Annotated in this window: 14 protein-coding genes; 7 read left to right on the forward strand and 7 right to left on the reverse strand. The window is 71.6% G+C overall.

Annotated features, from left to right (window positions below; translation table 11 throughout):
• Window positions 1–7 precede the first annotated feature (7 nt).
• The 4 genes from O7608_RS19000 to O7608_RS19015 all read left to right on the forward strand — a co-directional run bounded on the left by O7608_RS19000 (window position 8) and on the right by O7608_RS19015 (window position 4,579).
• A complete protein-coding gene (locus O7608_RS19000) occupies window positions 8–1,054 on the forward strand; it encodes an acyl-CoA dehydrogenase family protein (RefSeq protein ID WP_289205871.1) in 1,047 nt (348 codons plus the stop codon).
• Between the two features lie 89 nt (window positions 1,055–1,143).
• A complete protein-coding gene (locus tag O7608_RS19005) occupies window positions 1,144–1,980 on the forward strand; it encodes an enoyl-CoA hydratase (protein WP_289210949.1) in 837 nt (278 codons plus the stop codon).
• Entirely contained in the window at window positions 1,980–2,885 is a 906-nt protein-coding gene (locus tag O7608_RS19010) for a TIGR03619 family F420-dependent LLM class oxidoreductase (RefSeq protein WP_289205872.1), read from the forward strand. The genes O7608_RS19005 and O7608_RS19010 overlap by 1 nt, the downstream gene beginning before the upstream one ends.
• Window positions 2,882–4,579, forward strand: a complete 1,698-nt coding sequence (locus O7608_RS19015) for a class I adenylate-forming enzyme family protein (RefSeq protein WP_289205873.1) — start codon at window positions 2,882–2,884, stop codon at window positions 4,577–4,579. Before O7608_RS19010 ends, O7608_RS19015 begins: the two co-directional genes overlap by 4 nt.
• On the opposite strand, the gene O7608_RS19020 is transcribed toward O7608_RS19015, so the two are convergent.
• From O7608_RS19020 to O7608_RS19030, 3 genes are all read right to left on the reverse strand, one after another.
• On the reverse strand, window positions 4,564–5,265 hold the full coding sequence (locus tag O7608_RS19020; RefSeq protein WP_289205874.1) for a cysteine hydrolase family protein: 702 nt from the start codon (window positions 5,263–5,265) through the stop codon (window positions 4,564–4,566). The two genes, O7608_RS19015 and O7608_RS19020, sit on opposite strands and share 16 nt — an antisense overlap.
• Window positions 5,266–5,523: 258 nt before the next feature.
• Entirely contained in the window at window positions 5,524–9,330 is a 3,807-nt protein-coding gene (locus O7608_RS19025; protein WP_289205875.1) for an endo-1,4-beta-xylanase, read from the reverse strand.
• Between the two features lie 176 nt (window positions 9,331–9,506).
• Window positions 9,507–10,142, reverse strand: a complete 636-nt coding sequence (locus O7608_RS19030) for a M23 family metallopeptidase (RefSeq protein ID WP_353850449.1) — start codon at window positions 10,140–10,142, stop codon at window positions 9,507–9,509.
• A gap of 149 nt (window positions 10,143–10,291) precedes the next feature.
• On the opposite strand from O7608_RS19030, the gene O7608_RS19035 reads away from it, so the two are divergent.
• The gene (locus tag O7608_RS19035; RefSeq protein ID WP_289205877.1) at window positions 10,292–10,507 is read left to right on the forward strand and encodes a hypothetical protein; all 216 of its coding nucleotides are present in this window, start codon (window positions 10,292–10,294) and stop codon (window positions 10,505–10,507) included.
• A gap of 54 nt (window positions 10,508–10,561) precedes the next feature.
• On the opposite strand, the gene O7608_RS19040 is transcribed toward O7608_RS19035, so the two are convergent.
• Both O7608_RS19040 and O7608_RS19045 read right to left on the reverse strand, forming a co-directional pair.
• Window positions 10,562–13,015 (reverse strand): M14 family metallopeptidase, encoded by a 2,454-nt coding sequence (locus O7608_RS19040; RefSeq protein WP_289205878.1) that lies wholly within the window; start codon window positions 13,013–13,015, stop codon window positions 10,562–10,564.
• A gap of 197 nt (window positions 13,016–13,212) precedes the next feature.
• Complete coding sequence (locus tag O7608_RS19045; protein WP_289205879.1) at window positions 13,213–14,349, reverse strand: hypothetical protein; 1,137 nt, start codon at window positions 14,347–14,349, stop codon at window positions 13,213–13,215.
• Window positions 14,350–14,542: 193 nt separating this feature from the next.
• Here O7608_RS19045 and O7608_RS19050 point away from each other — a divergent pair, with 193 nt between their 5' ends.
• Window positions 14,543–16,759 carry a glycoside hydrolase domain-containing protein gene (locus O7608_RS19050; protein WP_289210950.1) on the forward strand — a complete coding sequence of 739 codons (2,217 nt, stop codon included), beginning with the start codon at window positions 14,543–14,545 and terminating at the stop codon, window positions 16,757–16,759.
• On the forward strand, window positions 16,756–18,030 hold the full coding sequence (locus O7608_RS19055) for a glycosyltransferase (RefSeq protein ID WP_289205880.1): 1,275 nt from the start codon (window positions 16,756–16,758) through the stop codon (window positions 18,028–18,030). The genes O7608_RS19050 and O7608_RS19055 overlap by 4 nt, the downstream gene beginning before the upstream one ends.
• Window positions 18,031–18,104: 74 nt before the next feature.
• Here the strand turns inward: O7608_RS19055 and O7608_RS19060 are convergent, their stop codons facing one another.
• The gene (locus tag O7608_RS19060; protein WP_289205881.1) at window positions 18,105–18,359 is read right to left on the reverse strand and encodes a superoxide dismutase; all 255 of its coding nucleotides are present in this window, start codon (window positions 18,357–18,359) and stop codon (window positions 18,105–18,107) included.
• A gap of 12 nt (window positions 18,360–18,371) precedes the next feature.
• Complete coding sequence (locus O7608_RS19065; protein WP_289205882.1) at window positions 18,372–18,986, reverse strand: superoxide dismutase; 615 nt, start codon at window positions 18,984–18,986, stop codon at window positions 18,372–18,374.
• Window positions 18,987–19,023: the final 37 nt, after the last annotated feature.

Here is a 19,023-nt window from a genome sequence, read left to right on the forward strand (position 1 = left end):
AGACGGAATGCGGTTCGCCCTCACCGACGAGCAGGCGACGCTCCGCGACGCGGTCGACGACCTGCTCGCCGCCGAATGCCCACCGTCGGCGGTCCGCGCCGCCTGGCCCGGTGGAGACCCGGCCCCGCTGGACCGGCTCTGGACCGCGCTCGCCGAGATGGGCGTGCTCGCCGCGGCGGTGCCCGAGTCCGCCGGTGGCCTCGGGCTGACCGAGGTGGACCTGGTGCCGTTGCTCACCGCCGCTGGGTACGCGGCGGTGCCGTTGCCGGTGGCCGAGACCGCCGTCGTCGCCGGACCGCTGCTGGCCGCCGCCGGCGACCCCGGCGGGCAGCTCGCCGCGCTCGTCGAGGGTCGCTGCCGGATCGCCGTCGTCGGGCCGGGCGGTCTCGTCCCGTACGGGCGGCGGGCCGACCTGCTGCTGCTCCTGACGCCGCCGGACGGACCCCGACTGGTCCGGCCGGACGAGGTCGCGACCACGCCGGTGCCGACCATGGACGGCAGCCGGGCCGCGCTGCGGCTCACCGGCGAGCCCGCCGTCGGGCCGTCCGTCGGTATCCGGCTCGACGTGCCGGCCGACCTGCTGGCGCTGACCGCCGACCGGGCCACCCTGGCCGCCTCGGCCCAGCTGGTCGGGCTCGGCCGCCGGATGCTCGACCTCACCGTCGCGCATGTCGGCACCCGCCGCCAGTTCGGCGCCCCGGTCGGCAGCTTCCAGGCGGTCCAGCACCAGCTCGCCGACGCCCTGCTCGGGCTGGAACTCGCCGCCCCGGCGGTGCTCGCCGCCGGCTGGGCGGCCGCCACCGGTGCCGACAGCCGCCCGGCCGATGTCTCGGCCGGCTACCTGCTCGCCGCCGACGCCGCCGAACGGACCGCCCGCGCCGCACTGCAGTGCCACGGCGCGATCGGCTACACGATCGAGTACGACCTGCACCTGTACGCCAAGCGGGCGTGGGCGCTCGTGGCCGCGACCGCCGGCACCGACCACCACCTCGACCGGCTCGGCACCGCGATCGGACTGCCCGCCGCCACCGCCGAGCAAGGAGGACGACCGTGACCGACGCCGCCGCGAGCCCGTCACCACCCGCCGAGGACCGGCCGGGCGTGGCCGCCGACGACCCTGTCGGCCCCGTCGCCGACGAGGCGGTGGTCCGGTACGCCACCGACGGGCCGGTGGCGGTGGTCACCATGAACCGCCCCCGGTACGCCAACGCGCAGAACTCCGCGATGACCTACGCCCTCGACGACGCCTTCTCCCGCGCCGCCGCCGACGACGACGTACGGGTGGTGGTGCTCGCCGGCGCCGGTAGGCACTTCTCCGCTGGCCACGACATCGGCACCCCCGGGCGCGACGCCGACCGCAGCTTTCCGCGCCGGGCCGGGCTGTGGTGGGACCACGTCGGCAAGGCCGGCGCGGAGAGCCGGTTCGCCCGCGAGTCCGAGGTCTACCTCGGCATGTGCCGACGTTGGCGGGAGCTGCCCAAGCCGACCGTCGCCATGGTGCAGGGCGCCTGCATCGCTGGCGGGCTGATGCTCGCCTGGTGCTGCGACCTGATCGTCGCCGCCGACGACGCCCGGTTCGCCGACCCGGTGGTCCGGATGGGTATCCCCGGTGTCGAGTACTTCGCCCACCCGTGGGTGATGGGGCCCCGCTTCGCCAAGGAGTTCCTCTTCCTCGGCGAACGGGTCGACGCCGACCGGGCGCTGGCCCTCGGCATGGTCAACCGGGTGGTGCCCCGGGCCGAGCTGCAGCCGTACACGATGGAGCTGGCCGGCCGGATCGCCACCATGCCCCGGCTGGGCCTGGCCCTGACGAAGAAGGCGGTCAACCAGGCCGAGGACCTGATGGGTCTGCGGGCCGGGATGGATTCGGTGTTCGGCCTGCACCACGTGGCGCACGCGCACAACGCCGAGGTCGGCGACGATCCGCTGGCCGGACACGACGCCCGCAGCATGCGTGAGCCGGCAGAGGGTTCCGGCTGATGCGCGTCGACGTGCAGCTGTTCGGCCTGCCGGCCACCGAGTACGCGCCGCTGGTGGTGCACGCCGAGCGGCTCGGCTTCGACACGGTCTGGCTGGCCGACCACGTGATCACTCCGGCCCGGTACGCGCCGACCTACCCGTACCGGTCCTCCGGCGACCCCGGTATCCGGCCGGACACCCCACTGTCCGACGTGACGGTCACGCTCGGGCACCTGGCCGCCCGGACCAGCCGGATCCGGCTCGGCACCGGCGTGCTCATCGCCCCGCTGCGGGACCCGTTCCACCTCGCCCGCGCCTGGGCGAGTCTGCAGCAGCTCTCCGCCGGCCGGGCGGTGCTCGGCGTCGGGGTCGGCTGGATGGCAGAGGAGTTCGCCGCGCTCGGCGTCGACTTCGGCACCCGGGGTGCGCGCACCGACGAAATGCTGCGGGTCCTCGACCTGCTCTGGTCCGGCGAGCCGGTGGCACACCAGGGTCGGTTCTTCGACTTTCCGACCGTACACTTCGGTCCCTCGCCGCAGCCGCCGGTGCCGGTGGTGGTCGGCGGCCACAGCCCGGCCGCGCTGCGTCGGGCCGCCCGGCACGGTGCCGGCTGGTTCGGACCCGACGTGGACCTGGCGACCTCGGCCCGGCTGTGCGGGCAGTTGGCTCAGCTGCGGGAGCAGGTCGGGCGTGCCGACGACGACTTCACCTGCCACGTCCGACTGCACGGTGCGATCAGCGTCGCCACGGTGCGGGCGTACCGCGACGCCGGGCTCGACCACCTGGTCGTCGCGCCGTTCACCCGACTGCCACCGGCGGCCACCCGGGCGGACCGGCTGGCCGCCCTGGACTCCGTCGCCGAGCGACTCGCGTCGCTGTGGCCCGACCCGGCATCGACCGGCCACCCCGCAGGAGAGACCCGATGACCGCTGCCAACCCACCGGCCGCCTTCGACCAGGAGACCATCGACGAGTACACCCGTGCCGGGTACTGGACCGGTGACACCATCGCGTCGATGGTGGCCGGGCACGCCGCCGCCCGGCCCGCCGATCCGGCGTTGCTCGCCACCGACGCCACGCTGACCTGGTCGCAGTACGACACGCTGAGCACCCGGCTGGCCGGTGGCTACGTCCTGGCCGGCCGGCAACCAGGGGAGCGGGTCGCCACCCTGCTCACCAACGGAGCGTTGGTGCACGTCGCGTACCTGGCCGCGCAGAAGGCCGGCCTGGTGACGGTCGGCATCGGTCCGCGTGCCGGAACGGCCGAGGTGCGGCACCTGATCCGGCGTACCGGGGCGAGTGCGCTGTTCACCCGGCCGGTGCATCGGGGCCGGGCCGCCGCCGAGCTGGCCGCCGACCTGTGGGCCGACGGCGTCGTCGATCCGTACCGCCAGGCCCGACCAGCCCCGGGCGGCCGGCCTGAGCACCTGACCGCGCAGCTCACCGCCTCCGGCGAGCTGCACCTGCTCCGTGACGGCAAGCCACTGGACCTGCCCGACCTGGCGACTGCGGCGGCCGCGATCGCCGGTCGCGGGCTCGGCGCCGACGACCTGTTCTTCCTCAACTCCACCTCGGGTACGACCGGGCTGCCCAAGTGCGTGATGCAGACGATGAACACCCGCAAGTACTTCGGGCCGCTCGCGGCCGAGGCGGCCCGGTTCGGGCCGGACGAGGTTTTCGCCAGCGTGCTGCCAGCTCCGTACGGCTTCGGCCAGTGGAGCGGTCACGTGGTGCCGGCCATGTACGGCTATCCGACGGTGCTGGCCGAGGAGTTCGACGCGGAACAGACCTGGCAACTGATCGAACGGCACCGGGTCACCGTGCTCGCCGCTGTGACCAGCCAGTTCGTGATGATGCTCAACGCCGAGGGGCGCGCCGCCCGGGACGTGTCGTCGCTGCGGGTGCTGTTCACCGGCGGGGAGCGGGTGCCGGGGGACCGGGCCGCCCGGTTCGAGGAGGAGACCGGCTGCGCCGTGCTGCAGTTCTACGGTTCCAACGAGGCGGGTCCGATCAGCGTGACCCGGGTCGACGACTCCCGGGAGCAGCGGCTGGGCACCGCCGGACGGGTGATCCCGCAGATGCGGGTACGGCTGTTCGACGCCGAGGGTGCCGACGTGACCGCCACCGGTGGCCCTGGTCAGTGCGCCGCGCGGGGGCCGGGACTGACCCCCGGCTACTACGACGACCCGCAGGCCAACCTGCAGCTGTTCCACCCGCAGGGCTGGATGCTCACCGGTGATCTGGTCCGGATCGACCCGGCCGGCTACCTCACGGTGACCGGCCGGGTGGCGGATTTCCTGATCCGGGGTGGGCACAACGTCAGCGTGTTGGCGGTCGAGGAAGCGGTCGGCGGCTGTGCGCGGGTCGCCCAGGTCGCGGTGGTACCGGCCGCCGACGAGGTGCTCGGGGAGCGGGCCTGCGCCTACGTGGTGACCACCGACGGGACCGACCTGACCCTCGACGAACTTCGGGCCGACCTGGCCGCGCGGGGGATCTCCAAGTACGAGTGGCCGGAGCGGCTGGTCACCCTGGCGGAGCTGCCGTTGAGTGCGGGCGGCAAGGCGGACAAGGCGTGGCTGCGGGCCGATGCCGCGACCCGGTTCGGTCAGCCGGCGCGGTGACCGGGGGCCGGGTCGTCGGTCGATCCGGCCCACACCGCGACGATCTGCTCGCTCGTGGTCCAGTCCTGCGGGGCGAGCAACGCCCGGAAAGCCGGTTCGCAGGCCGCGGTGAGCTCTGCGGTGTTGTTGGCGACGCAGTCGGCCGGTACGACGGTGAAGTAGTCCCGTTCGATCGCGTCGCGGACGGTGGACTCGACACATCCGGTGCCGGCGACTCCGGTCACGACCAGGCTGCGGATGTCCCTGCTGCGGAGCAGGTTCTCCAGCTGGGTGCCGACGAAGGCGCTGCGCCGCAGCTTCTCGAACACCACGTCCCCTGGCTGCGGGGTGAGCTCGTCCACGATCTCCCAGCCCCAGGTCCCCCGCATGCAGTGCATCGGCTCGAATCCGTGTCGGAGGTTGTCGGCCAGCCAGACCGGCGAGGCCAGCGAGCCGTCCGGATGCTGCACCACCCGGCAGTACAGCACCGCCGCGCCGGCGGCCCGCGCGGCGGCGGCGAGCCGACCGATCGGCGGGACCACGCCCTGGAAGCCGGCCACCATCGGCCTGCCGAACGACCTGGCGCAGTAGCCGTCGTCGTGTACGAAGTCGTTCTGCATGTCGACGATGAGCAGCGCCGTGCGGGCAGGATCGATCTTGAGGTCGAGGCGGTCGGGCAGGACGTGCCCGAGGTAGGTGCGGGGCATCGGGAACTCCCAGGGATCGACGGGGCGCGGCAGTGGGCGGTACGCGGATCCGACTGCCAATCAAATGCTTGGTTGACCTGCTGATCGTAGGCCGAACCGACCGGCCCGGCAATCCTGCCGCCGGTCGTCGGGCCGTGTCGGGTCCGCCCCGGGCCGTCTCGGCCTGCGTCGGGTCCGCCCCGGTCCGCGTCGGGTCCGCCGCACAGCGGTCGGGGGCGGTACGGCGACGCCGTACCGCCCCCGACCGGGGTCACGGTGCTAGTTGGTGGCGCAGTAGCCCACGCTGAACGTGCTGGCACCGGACTTCAACGTCCGGTTCCAGTCCACTCCGTTGATCCGGTACGTCTGACCGTCGATCTGCCGCCGCTCGAAGTTCCAGGCGGTGTAGATGTCACCGGCGAGATCCACCACCCCCGACCACTCGACCGGGGCGGCGGAAGAGTTGGTCGCGACGATCTCCGCGCAGTAGCCGCCGCCGCTGTCCGAGCCCCACGAGGTGAACCGGCGCACCGTAATGTCCACGTTGGAGTCGGCGACCAGTCGGCCGACACCCCAGCGGGCGGTCGTCTGGTAGCCGATGCCCTCCTGCTCGGCCCAGTTGCGGATCGCCGTACGGGCACCGTCGGAGGCGTCGTTGACCTGGAAGTCCAGGCCGTGGAACGTACCGAGCCCGCCGTACTCGAGCAGACTGATCGCCGCCTCGACGGTGTAGCCGCCGTCGGTGCGGGCCGTGGCGCTGCGGACCCGGGCCGCCTGGAAGCCCTCGTCGCCGGTGCCGAAGGACACGACGTTGTCGGCGTTGATCCGCACCTGCATGTCGTCGTAGCGGTAGGCGCCGTTCTTGACGTTGCCGGCGTCGACGTAGATCTCCACCGAGTCCTGTGTCCACGGATCGGAACCGGAGACGTCCACCACCGGATCGGCCACCTCGGCCAGCACGTACAGCGTCTGGTCCCGCCACAGCGTCCGTACGGTGGCGATCGCGCCGCCCGTACCGGAGACCTCCTTGTCGGTGGTGACCACCCCGGCCTCGGCCCAGCCGGCGTCCACCTCGCCGTCGACGACCGGGACCACCGCGGCCTGCTTCACCTCCAGATAGGACAGCTCCTCGACCAGGGTGAGCGTGCCCACCGCGCCCGGGGTGTTCCAGCCGGCGGTGGTGGATCCGTCGACACTGACCCGCACGTCGAGGGTGACGGTGTCGCCCTCGACGGCCGCGTCCAGTGGCAGTTGCGCGACGAGGTCGTAGCCGCCGACCCGTTCGGTCACCACGGCGGGCACGTCGCCCGAGCCGTCCCGGGCCACCCGGTACGTCTGGTCCGCCAGCACGAAGTCGACCCCGTCGCCGGTGTCGGCCGCGTCGTCGGTGACCGTCACGTACGCGGTCAACTGCTCGGCCGTCCACCGCAGCTGGAACCCGGCGACGTCCTCCACCCGGTGCAGCGGCAGCTTGCTCCACTCCAGCGCCGAGGCCACGCCGGGGGTCAGCTCGATCTCACCAGCGAAGACGTTCGCGGTCCGCAGCCGGGCCGGCAGGTCGGCGTCGACCGCGCCGTAGTACGCCGGCTTGGCCTGGAAGCCGTCGTTGAAGATCAGCGGTGCGCCGTTGCCGGACCGCCACGACCGCCCGTCGTTGAGCCCCCAGACCGTGACGACGAACAGATCCTCGGTGTACGCCCGGAAGATCCGGAACGCGTCGCGGTAGAAGTAGCCCTGGTCGATCAGCCGTGCCTCGGTCACCGGGGTGCCGGTGGTGACGTCGAGCTCGGTGACCGCCTGGGTCAGCGGCAGCTCGGCGAAGGTCGCCAACGCCGTCTCCAGGCTGGTGACCGGCGTGGCCAGCGACACGTGGAACTGGTGGCCCACCCCGTCGATCGGCACACCCCGGTCCAGCAGCCGCTGCACGAGTGCCTTGTACCGGGCCTGCTTGCCGCTCTGCTCGGTGTTGTAGTCGTTGATGAACAGGGTGACCGGGTCGGCACCGGGTACGGCGTACACGTCGTTGAACGCCTCCTCGGCGTACTGGAACGACAGGTCGATGAACTCCTCGCCGAGAATCCGGTACCACTCGCTGCGCCGCAGCCCGTCGGCGTACTCGCCGCTGTCGCTGACCACCTCGTTGACCACGTCGAAGGCGTTCATCGGGTTGGTGTCCGAGCCGAACGGCCCGTACCGGTCGTGCAGCGAACCGGCCACGTCGAAGATGTGCTGGCGCATCCGGTCGCGCAGCACCTGCTGGTCGGCTGCGGAGGTGGTCAGCGGCTCACCGGCGGCGTCCTGGAACATCCATGCCGGGGTCTGGCTGTGCCACACCAGGACGTGACCGTACACGCCGAGGTCGTTGGCGGCGGCGAAGTCCATCATGGCGATCGCCTGCTCGTGTGGCCGGAAGGTGCGCGCGTCGTCGTACCACGCCTCCGGCTTCATGTGGTTCTCCGGCGTGATGTTGTTGAAGTGCCGGGTCAGCAGCTGGGCGGCGACCCCGACGGTCTCCCGGCTGTCGATCGCGACACCCACCGGGAACTCGGCGGTCTGGTAGATGCCGGTCAGATCCTCGACCACCGGCGGATCCGGCACCCGGACCACGACGTCGTCGACGAGGAAGTCGCTGGTGTTGCCGGCGACGTCCGCGCCCTGCCAGCTCGTCTCGAAGTACAGGAACGCGGTGTCGAACGCCGGCGCGGTGAAGCTCGCGGTGACCTCGGTCCAGCCGCTGTTGGTGACCGACCCGAACTGGGCGAGGGTGCTGAACGACTCGCTGTCGCCGGAGGTGGTGGCCAGGCTCAACCAGATCTCGTCGGCCGGCTGACCCTCGGCGAAGCGCAGCCACGCGGAGATCTCGTAGCCGACGCCCGCCTCGAACTGCGCGGTGACGTCCCGGCCGATGCCGGCGCCCTGGTTGACCCGGTCGGTGACGAGTGCTGCCGCCGCGCCGCCGTGCGCGGTGTCGGTGAGTGCGACGGTCGGCGCCCCTGGACCGCCGTCACGTGGTTGCCAGCCGTCCAGCCCGTCCTCGAAGTCGGTGTCGATGACGATGGTGCCCGGCGGTGGACCGCCGGGGTCGGTGCGTGGTGCGGTGACGAGGATGTCGTCGACCAGGTAGGTCGCGGTGGCCTCGGCGGCCTCCAGATAGACCTGGTACGCGGCCGGGTCGGCGTCGGCAGGCACGGTGAACTCGCCGCGGACCGTGGTCCAGTCGTTGGCGCTGACGGTGGTGTCGCCGATCCAGGTGTAGTCCGGCTTCATCACGAACCGGAAGCCCGACGACTCCGGGCCGTCGGGGGCCAGCCGGGCCCGCGCCGAGAAGGTGTACGTGACACCGGCGGCGAAGATCCCGGTCGGGCTCTGCAGCCCGTCGAAGCCCTCGGTCCGGTCACTGACCCGCAGTGCCCGGCCCGGGTCGGCGTCCACCACGGTCAACGTGGGGCCGCCGCTGGCCGTCCAGGTGCCGGTGGTGCCGTCCTCGAAGTCGACGGCGCTGACCGTTACCACGTCCGGTTCCTCGTCGGGCCGGGTGACGACGATGTCGTCGACCAGGAACGGGGTGGTCCCGGCCGCCTCGATGTAGACGGTGGCGGCGCTCAGGTCCGCCGGCATCGTGTAGCTGCCACCGATACGCACCCATTCGTCGGCGGTGGCCTGTGCCTCGTCGCCGATCCAGGTGTACGTGTTGTCGCCACCGTCGGCCGGGGCGGCCTCGACGGTGAAGTGGACCCCGGCGGCGCCCTCGGTGCCCGCCGGCAGCTTCACCCAGGCGGTGACCGCGTACGGCACGCCCGGGGTGAACAGGGCGGCCGCGTCGGTCGACGGGCCCTGCCAGTCGGCGGTCCGGTCGGTCACCGACAGGCTGCTCGAGCTGTCGCGGCCCTCGTCGACGATCGCCAGGGTCACCTCGCCGCGTGGACTCCAGGGCGCGTACGACCCGGATTCGAAGTCGTTGGCCAGCACGGTGGTGTCCGCCGTGGCGGACGGGGCGAGCGCGACCGAGGCGGCGAGCGCGCTCGCGCAGACCGCCGCGAGAACGGCGGTACGCAAAGGTGGACGGAACGGATATCTGCGGCGCATGAAGGCTCCTGCACGGACGGATGTACGTGTGGTCGGTGCCTGGTGAATCGCGCCAGCAGATCCAGACGGCGGAAATGCTATCCGGGTATGGCGGGTACGTCGAGCCCCTCGCCGGCACGCGTCGGTGGCGACAGCGCGATCGGTGCGCGTGCGACACCTCGACTACGGCGGGACCGTCAGCAGTTGTTGCTGGTCGCCGTGACGGTGTACTCGAAGTCGTCGTGGGTGATGCCCGACGGCACGCCGTCGAAGTAGGCCTCCACCTTCTGCCAGCCCCGGCGCTGCTCGTAGTGCAGGTGCGGCGCGCCGGAATTGCCGGTGCTGCCCACCAGCCCGATCTGCTGCCCCTGGTCGACCCGGTCCCCGGCGGCGACCATGGGCGGTTCGAGCAGGTGCAGGTACTGGGTCTCCCAGCGGCCACCGTGATCGATCTTCACCCAGTAGCCGCCGCCCCGACCCCGGGGACCCTGCGGGTTCTGCTCGGTCCGTCCACCCAGCGAACCGTTGATCCCGGCGACGGTCACGGTGCCGGCGTACGAAGCGAGCACCGGCCGGCCCCACGACTGCCCGTCGGTCGGGTACAGATCGACGTCGTAGTCGTCGTGGCCGGGGTAGGTGCCGAGCTGCCAGGTCTCCCCGCAGGTGACGGGCAGCTGGAACAACGGTCGGGGACCCGGCTCACGCAGCAGCGGTACGACGAACGTCACGGCGGCGCCGACCGCCGCGATCGCGACGACCGCCAGCGCGAACCGCAGGGTGTGGCGGCGCCGCCTGGTGCGGGCGGGGCGGTGGTACGAGGGGCCGGTACTCACCCTTCCCAGCATGGCAGACCGTTACCGCCGCACCGGGTCGGCGCTGCCCGCCCCACGGGATCCACAGCTGATCGACAGCTGACGCACAGCTGGCGGGTGGACGGGGCGACGTACCGTGGAAGCCTCGCGACGGCCTGGAGGAGCCCACGGTGAGTAGCTTCGTCAAACGTTTCCTGCTGCCGATGGTCCTGTCGAAGCTGAGCCGGTACACCCGGGGGCGTGGCCACAATCGGGCGGTCACCGGCCTGCTGCGCGAGGTCGAGCGCCGGCTCGGCCGCCGCCACGGCCACGGCGGCCCGTACGGGCACTACGGTCACGGCCACCACGGCTACCACGGTCACTACCGGCGCAAGCGGCGGTGGTGACCGGCGCCGGTCAGCCGGCGACGGTGCCATTCGGGCACCGTCGCCGACCGACGATCAGGTATCGGAGATGATGGCGAATCCCCGGTTCCAGTTCTTCGCGTCGGTGTCCGGGCGGTAGTTGTTCTCGATGTTGCCGGCGGCGTCCACCGAGAACCAGAAGACCTTCGTCCCGTACGGCACGGTGATCGTCTCAGCGCCTTCCCGGATGCCGGCCGAGGCGTAGAGGGTGGACTCGTACGTCGGTTTGCTGCCGTCGAGGGTGTAGAACACCGCCGCGGGCTCGCTGACCTCGAACCGGATGTCGACCGTGCCGTCGGTGGCACCCGGCGCGGTGACCAGAGTGCTGGTCGGGCGTTTACGGTCCTTGTCGTAGTCGCGGGCGACCCGCATCAACTCGGTCAGCCCGTTGGCGTACTCCATGGTCTGCTGGTGCGCCTCGTCCCAGGCCGGCTGGAACGACGTGCCCACCTCGAAGTTCCAGGCGTAGATTCCGTACCTGTACCAGAGCATGTCGCCCGAGTTGCCGGCCGCCGAGTAGAGCACGTCGGAGATCGGACCGGTCCGGGCCGGCGTGACCGCAAGGTTGCGGTGCCGCTTGATGGCGGTCAGGATCCGCGCCGACGCGCCCCAGAAGAAGGACTCCTCGGCCAGGGTCGGCCGGGGCGCGGAGACCCGACCCGGCGTGGCGTACGAGCCCGGTGACCACATGAAGTAGTTGCCGGACGAGTGCAGGTTCATCGAGAACTTCATGTTCGGCCGGCTGGCCAGCCAGTCCAGGTTCCGGTTCTCCGGCTCCGACAACTCGCTCGGCCCGGCGAACACGTCGCTGGTGCAACTGTTCGACGCCCCCGAGTAGCCGTCGAACAGGCTGTACTCGGTGTAGTTGCGGTTGTTGTCCACACCCCAGGAATTGCGGGCCAGGGCGTCGGTGGCACCACCGGCCGTGCAGTGGTTGGTCATGTTGCGCCGCTGCGAGGCGAAATCGTAGAACGAGTAGTGCCCGCCGTCGGGGTTGATCGACGGCGCGATCCAGATGTCCAGCGTCCGCAGCAACTGCTGGGTGTTCTCGTCGGTACGGTGGTTGCGCAGCAGCCGCTCGGCGGTCTCGATGGCGACCAGCGGCGGCACCCATTCCCGGGCGTGCTCCTGGGCGTAGGCGAGCACCCCGGTGCGGGAACCGTCCCGGTACTTGCCGATCCGCAGCGCGTACACCGGATGCGGGTCGCGGGAGACGCTCGCCGGCGCCGACAGGTTGTCCGACAGCGGTGTCACCGCGACCGGCGCGACCACCCCGTCGCCGACGCTGCCGCGATAGGTGTACGCCGTGACCAGGTCGCCGGCCGTGGTGGTGATCGCGGCGGCGACCTGCGCCGCCGTGCTGACGACCGCGCCGGCACCGTCGGTGGCCAGCGTGACCTGGATGGCCGAACCGGTCACCGCGACGGCGAGCCCCGCCCCGGCGGTGCCCGGGTCGACCAGCTCGACGGTGATGTCGTTGCCGCCCTCGTGACCCCAGGCGTGCGAGTCGACGGCGATCCGGTTCGCGGTGCTGGTGCCGATCACCACCTGTGCCTTGCGGCGGTACCCGTTGGTCCGGTACGGCAGCTCGACGACCTCGGCGAGGTGGGGAAACTCCTGGGCCAACCGGGAGATCCGGTCGTACAGCTCGGTGGGGGTCAGGTAACTGGTGACGAAGTCCTTCTGGTAGCCGGGTCCCTCCGGGGACTCCCCGGGGATCGGCAGCCACTCCTTGACCTGGGCGACGGCGACGTCGCCGGTCGGGCTGACGATCTGAATCCGGTCCGGCCGGGCGGCGACCGTGGCGGCCCCACGGTGGTAGAGGTAGACCCCGGCATCGACGAACCGGGAGATCGTCTGGGTGCCGCCGGAGCCGAGCTCGGTGCCCGGCCCGCTGTCACGGCTGACCGTCAGGCTGCTGCCGGAGGTCTGCCCGTCGGCCCACTTGGCCTCCACCGACAGCACCTGGCTGGTGCCGGAGGTGTAGTAGTCGGCGCGGATGATCCTGACGTCGGCGACGTCGGCGTCCTGCTGGACTTCGGCGGTGAACGCCTGGTTGTCCGCCCGGTGCCCGGAGATCGTCGTCGCCCGTTCGGCGATGCGGGCCTCGGTGTCGTCGGCGTCGTGCAGGGTGGCGCCGATGTGGTAGCCGAGTTCGCGCAGCCCAGCGAGCTCGGTGGGGGTCACCACGGCGTGCACGACGATGCCCGCCGGGGTCTGCGAGACGTGGTGGTCCAGGTCGACCCCGGTGGCGACCAGCTGGTCCAACTCGTCGCGGTCGGCGACCACGACTTCCACGACGTCGGCCTGCTCACCGGCGAACCGTTCGAGGACGGGCGGGTTGCCGTCGGCACCGGTCTCGGCCGTGGACGGTTGGGCGGCGGCGGTGGGCACGGCGGTAGCCGGTCCGGCAAGAAGGAGGGCGGCGGCAGCGGCGGCGGTGACCGCGGCTGACCGCCGCCGCCACTGCGGCGGGTGCGATGGATACATGGGCAACCTTTCACTGACGGCGATGCCACTGACCGGGGTGGGATCCAGGGGCGGTACCGGAACATCGGGAATGGGATGGCCCGACGGTCCGGCCTCGACGTGACAGGGCGGGAAAGATCGACAAGTACGGTTGGCCCATCCTGGACGGCGGGCCCGTACCGTGTCAACGGCGTCCTGTGGGCCCCGCCGGTCGCTGGTCAGCTGGGTCCGGTGCCGCCGGCTATCGCCGCGCGTAGCTGCGTACCCGCCTGGTCGGCGGCCTGTCGGAGCCGATCCGTGGCGTCCTCGGGAAGTCCACGCTGCACGGCTGTCCAATCGATCCAGGCCGCCGCGACGGTCGGCAGCAGCTCGCCGACGGCCGGGTCGGCGCCGGCCCGTTCCGCGAACGCGGGCAGACCCAGGACCGCGACGACCTGCCGTGGACCCAACCGCAACGGGTCGCAGGCGGCCTGCTCCACGAACTCGTCGACGAGCAGGTCGACCGCGCGGGTCGTCGCGTCACCCGTCGGTAGTGCGGCCGCCTGCGGCGAGGCCAGGAAGGACCGCTTCTGCAGTTCGATCTCCACGGTGGTGGGGAAGGGCTCCTTGGCGGCCGGGGCAGCGCTGAGCCGCCGGGCCCGGGCCAGGGTCAGCGCCCGCATCTTCCGGTACGCCACCGGCAGTGGGCTCAGTTCGTACTCCGGCCGCTCGGACAATTCGTCGGTGGTGTCGATCGCGTCCTCGAACAGCCGACGCGCCACCGCCGGATCGAGCGGCTCACTGACCAGGCCGTCGGGAGTGCCGTGCGCCTCCTCGACGATCCTGCGCAGCGGGTCGATCCGCAGACTGAGGGTGAGTTCGCGAAACCGCCCGCCGCCGATCGCCCGGTCGATCACCGCCATGATGCCGTGCTCGTCGTCGCCGTCGTAGGAGAAGCCACAGACCACCACGGCGACCTCGCCGTAGTGGTCGTGTGCCCACCAGCAGCCGTCCACCCGGACCCGGCCGATGGTCGACACCCAGGGCGGGTCCGGCAGGCCGCGCGCGACCAGCCGGTCGGCGTGCAGCCGGGCGAGGTCACGTTGGGTGTCGACCGTACTCATCGCGGCGAAGCCGCGCAGCGCCGCGAGCGCGGTCGGGGTCGCCCGTCGCGCCAGTTCCTGGATGATCCTCGCGTCGTCCTGCGCCGCGTCGGACAGCCGCGGGCCGAATCCCTCGGCGTTCTCGTGGGCGAGCAGCTGGGTCATGCCCTGCTCCACCGACCACGGTGAGTCCTCGGACATCAGTGAGAAGTTCCATTCGAGGAAATCCGCCCCGGACGTGGCACGGTGCAGCTGGCGCTCACTGTCATCCATGGCCGCGATTGTCGCAGTCGATATCGGCCGTTGCGACCATGCGCCGGCTGGCGCGCCGCAGCGGTCCGAGTGCTCACGCCGCCCCGTGCCGGGTCGAGCAGCGACGCCGGCCAGCCGGAATTCATCTCGCGGAAACCCGTCGGGGCCGGCGCGTTGGTAGCGTCCGGTCATTCTCGACGACATCGACCCGTTCATCGGTACCGGAGCGACCGACCTGCCCCGGTCGTACGGTCCGGCCGCCACGTGGTGGTGGCCGAAGCCGCAGGTGGGCAACACCCATCCGGGCGCGACCTCGCCGTTGGGCATGGTGTCGGCCTGTGCCTACTCCGGTGCCTACCCGACCGGGTACGGCCGGTACTCGAAGAACACCGAGGGCGTGCCCGAGGAGATGTTCGACCGGCTGCAGGCGTCCGGGTTCACCCACTTCCAGCAGTCCGGCACCGGGGCGATCCGCAAGTACTACAACTACGTCCGGGTGACTCCGATGATCGAGCCGCTGGACGGGCTCGGTCAGGCCTGGGCGCTGCACGACGAGACCGCCGAGGCCGGCTACTACGCCGCGACGTTGGACACCGGGGTGCGCTGCGAGATCACCGTCGGGGCGAAGGTCGCCGTGCACCGGTACACGTTCCCCGCGCACCGCAGCGCCCGGGTGGTGGTCGACCTGTCCTGCGGCGGTCTGGGCATCGAGCTGGGCCGCACGGTGCCGCTGCGAGCCCAGGTCGAGGCCATGGGCCACGGCCGGGCCCAGGCGACCGTGGTGATGGAGGGCGTGCCGCTGTCGGTCTACCTGGAGGTGGACAGCCCCGGCTGGCGGCAGATGCTCTGGTACGACCGGCGGCTCATCGACGGCGGCACCCGGCTGGACTTCGACAGCATCCGACACACCACGCTGCGGCCGTTCGGGATGCTGATGATGGGACCGGCCGCCGCCGGGCAGACCGTCGAGGTGCGGCTCGGCTTCTCGCTGCGCGGCTGTGAGCAGGCCCGGCGCAACCTGGAGCAGGAATGCTGGCCGGCGCAGCCGGGTTTCGACCAGGTCCGGGTGGCGACCCGGACCCGGTGGGCCGAGCACCTGGACCGCGTCCAGGTCGACGGCGGTACGCCGGCCCGCCGCACCGTTCTGGCCACCGCCGTCTACCACTCCCTGATCAAACCCTGCTTCGCCGACGACGAGAGCCCGTTCTGGCCGACCTCGGGGCCGTACGCCTTCGACATCTGCACGATGTGGGACATCTACAAGACGCAGCTGCCGCTGCTCGCCGCGATCGTGCCGCAGCGGGCCACCGACCTGCTGGAGTCGCTCATCCGGGTGTGCGAGGAGGAGGGCAACTTCCCGATCGGCTACCGGATGGCCCGTGGCGCCGACCGGTTCTTCCGCCAGGCGAGTGCGCTGGCGCACACCGCCCTGGCCGACGCTCACGCCCTCGGTTCGCCCGGGCTGGACTGGAACTGGGCACTGGTGCACATGGTCGACGACCTGCGCCGGCTCTACGGCGAGGACTTCTTCGAGCACGGCCTCGTGCATCCGATCACCCACACTCTCGATCTCGCCTACGCCCACCACTGCACCGCCAAGGTCGCCCGGGCGCTCAACGACCGGCGGCTCGCCGACGACCTGGAACGGCGCAGCCGGCAGTGGGTGAACGCGTTCGACCCGGCCACCGGGCTGCTGCGGGACTCGGAGTTCTACGAAGGCGGCAAGTGGAACTACTCGTTCCGGCTGCTGCACGACATGGCCGCGCGGATCGCGCTCGCCGGCGGTGACGACGCGTTCGTCGCCAAGCTCGACCGCTTCTTCGGCTTCGGCGCGGACCCGGTGACCCAGCCCGGCCGGCGACCGTCGCCGGCGGAGATGGCCGCCGGGTACGCGCTGAACCGGTTCGAAGGGCTCAACAACGAACCGGACATGGAAGCGCCCTGGGCGTACCACTACGCGGGCCGGCCCGATCGGACCGCGCGGGTCGTCCAGGCGGCGCTGACCTGGCAGTTCGGCACCGGACCAGGAGGGCTGCCCGGCAACGACGACTCCGGGGCGCTCAGCTCCTGGTACGTGTGGGCCTCGCTGGGGCTGTTCCCGGTCGCCGGACAGAGTCTGTTCCTGGTCAACACGCCCGCGTTCGCCCGGGCCGCGCTGCGGGTCGGCGACGCGGAGTTCGTGGTCGAGACCAGCGGGCACCGGGAGACCCCGATCGGGTCCGACGGCCTGGACCACGACCCGGCACCGCAGTACGTCCAGTCGGCCACCCTCAACGGCGAGCCGCTGCACACCACCTTCCTCACCGCCGCCGACGTGCACCGGGGTGGCCGGCTGCACCTGCGGCTCGGCCCGCAACCGTCGCGCTGGGGATGCGAGAGCCGCCCACCGTCGCTGTCCACGTTCCACCCCGCCGTAGAGGATGCCCGTTGACCAGACCCTCCCGCCGCCTCGTCATCGTGGTCCGGGCCGACCCGGTGATCTGCGGCCATTCCGGCGAGGCACGTAACCTCGCCGAGGTCGCGCTGACCCGTGGCTTCACCGACGTCCGACTGTTGACCTGGCCGATCGCGACGCTGCAGGCGGCCGGGTTGCCGCTCAAGCCGCTGGACCGGCTGCTGCCGTACAGCCCGGGGATCACGGTGGAACGGCCGGAGCCGGTCGGGGACTACCGGGTGCCCGACGGCAGGCACCTCGCCGGGCTCACCGGCCGCCTGGTCGAACTGCTCGCCGACGGCGTGCCCACCACCTGTCTGTCGATGTACCTCGTGCCGCACACGACCGTGGTCAACGACGCGGTGACGGCCGCACGGGCCGCCGGGTTCACCACGGACGTGCGTACCGTCGCGAAAGCGGTCGGCTCCGACGTCACCAACGTGATCGCGTCCTGTCTGCGCGAGGGCCGGTTCGGTGCCGCCACCGTGCTGTTCACGACCTTCCTGGCCAGCGACGAGCTGGTCGCCGTGTCGGAGTACACCCGGGACGAGATCGTGGCGTCGGCGGAGCAGGTCGACGCGCACTGCGGCACCAACTTCGCCGATCAGTGCCGTGAGCGGGTGACGGTGAGCTACCCGCCGATCGACACCTCGGCGTACCTCGACCTTGACCCGGCGGCGGTGGACGAAGCGCTCGCCCGGCGTGGGCTGCGGCGGGGCGGCTACCTGCTCTTCCTGTCCCGGGTGGCACGGGCCAAAGGGATCTACGACCTGGTCATCGCGTACGGCCAGATGCGCTGCCGGGACGAGGTCGAGCTGGTCGTGGCCGGCACCGGCCCAGCGCTGGAGCACGTCCAGGCAATGTCCAAGGAGGACGACAGGATCACGTTCCTCACCGACGTGGACGACGACGAGAAGCCGCTGTTGATGGCCGGCTGTGCGGCGTACGTCCTGCCGACCAAGCCGGAGCCCGACTTCGTCGAGACCTTCGGCATCGCCCTGGCGGAGAAGGCGCTCGCCGGTGGCGGGCCGATCGTGACCACCCTGACCGGTGGCACCGGCGAGGCGGTCGGTGACACCGCCGTCATCGTCGAGGCCGGTGACATCGCCGCGTTGGCCGAGACGGTGGACCGGGTCGTGCTGGAGATGTCCGCCGCCGAGAAGCTCGACCGCGAAGTGCGGGCCAGGGCGTACGCCATGTCGTTCGATCGGGGTGTGGTCTTCGACGGACTGTTCCCCGCGCCGGAGCCCGCCGTCATGGCCGACTGATCAACGGCCCGGCTGCCCGCCCCGGGTCCGCAACTGCGACCCGGGGCGGTGGTCCGCCGTTACGGTTGCCGTGGTCAACCTCGCGTCGGTGGCTGGTCGGCACCGTTGGCCAGGTGCAGGGAGAGCTCCTGCACGAGATCGTCCATGCTCTGCCCGGTCTGGGCTCGGACCAGACCGAGCGCCAGGTCGGCCAGCAGGTAGAAGCCGAGGGTCTTGGCCTGTTCGGTCGGGAACGCCGCCAGCAGCTGCTCGGCACCGTCGGTGTCGCCGCGACGGTGCGCGGCGATGACGCCGGCGGCCCGTTGCACCACTTCGGCACTACTGGGCACGGGGTCCACGCGTCAGATCGCGGGCTTGGTGGCGCGGGCGGCGTCGAACCGGGCGGCGACGTCGGCCCAGTTCACCAGGCTCCAGAGCCGGTCGACGTAGTCCGGGCGGACGTTGCGGTACTGCAGGTAGTAGGCGTGCTCCCAGGCGTCGAAGACCAGGATCGGCGTGCTGCCCTGCCCGACGTTGCCGTGGTGGTCGTAGACCTGCTCGATGATGAGCCGCTGGCCGAGCGGCTCCCAGGCGAGGACACCCCAGCCGGAGCCCTGCACGCCCTTGGTGGCTGCCGACAGTTGTCCGGCGAACGCCTCGAACGAGCCGAGGTGCTCGTCGATCGCGGCGGCCAACTCGCCGTCGGGGCGGTCTCCGCCGTCGGGGGAGAGGTTGTTCCAGAAGATCGAGTGCAGGACGTGGCCGGAGAGGTTGAACGCGAACGTCTTCTCCAGGCCGACCAGGGTGGTGTAGTCGCCCTTCTCCCGCGCCTCGGCGAGCTGGTCGAGCGCGTCGTTGCTGCCCTTGACGTACGCGGCGTGGTGCTTGCTGTGGTGCAGTTCCAGGATCTCGCCGGACATGGCCGGTTCGAGCGCGCCGTAGTCGTAGGGCATGTCGGGCAGGGTGTAAACGGCCATCGGGCAGCTTCCTCCGGTCTTGGTGCACATGATCTGT

This window comes from Solwaraspora sp. WMMA2056 (assembly GCF_030345095.1).
GTDB lineage: Bacteria > Actinomycetota > Actinomycetes > Mycobacteriales > Micromonosporaceae > Micromonospora_E.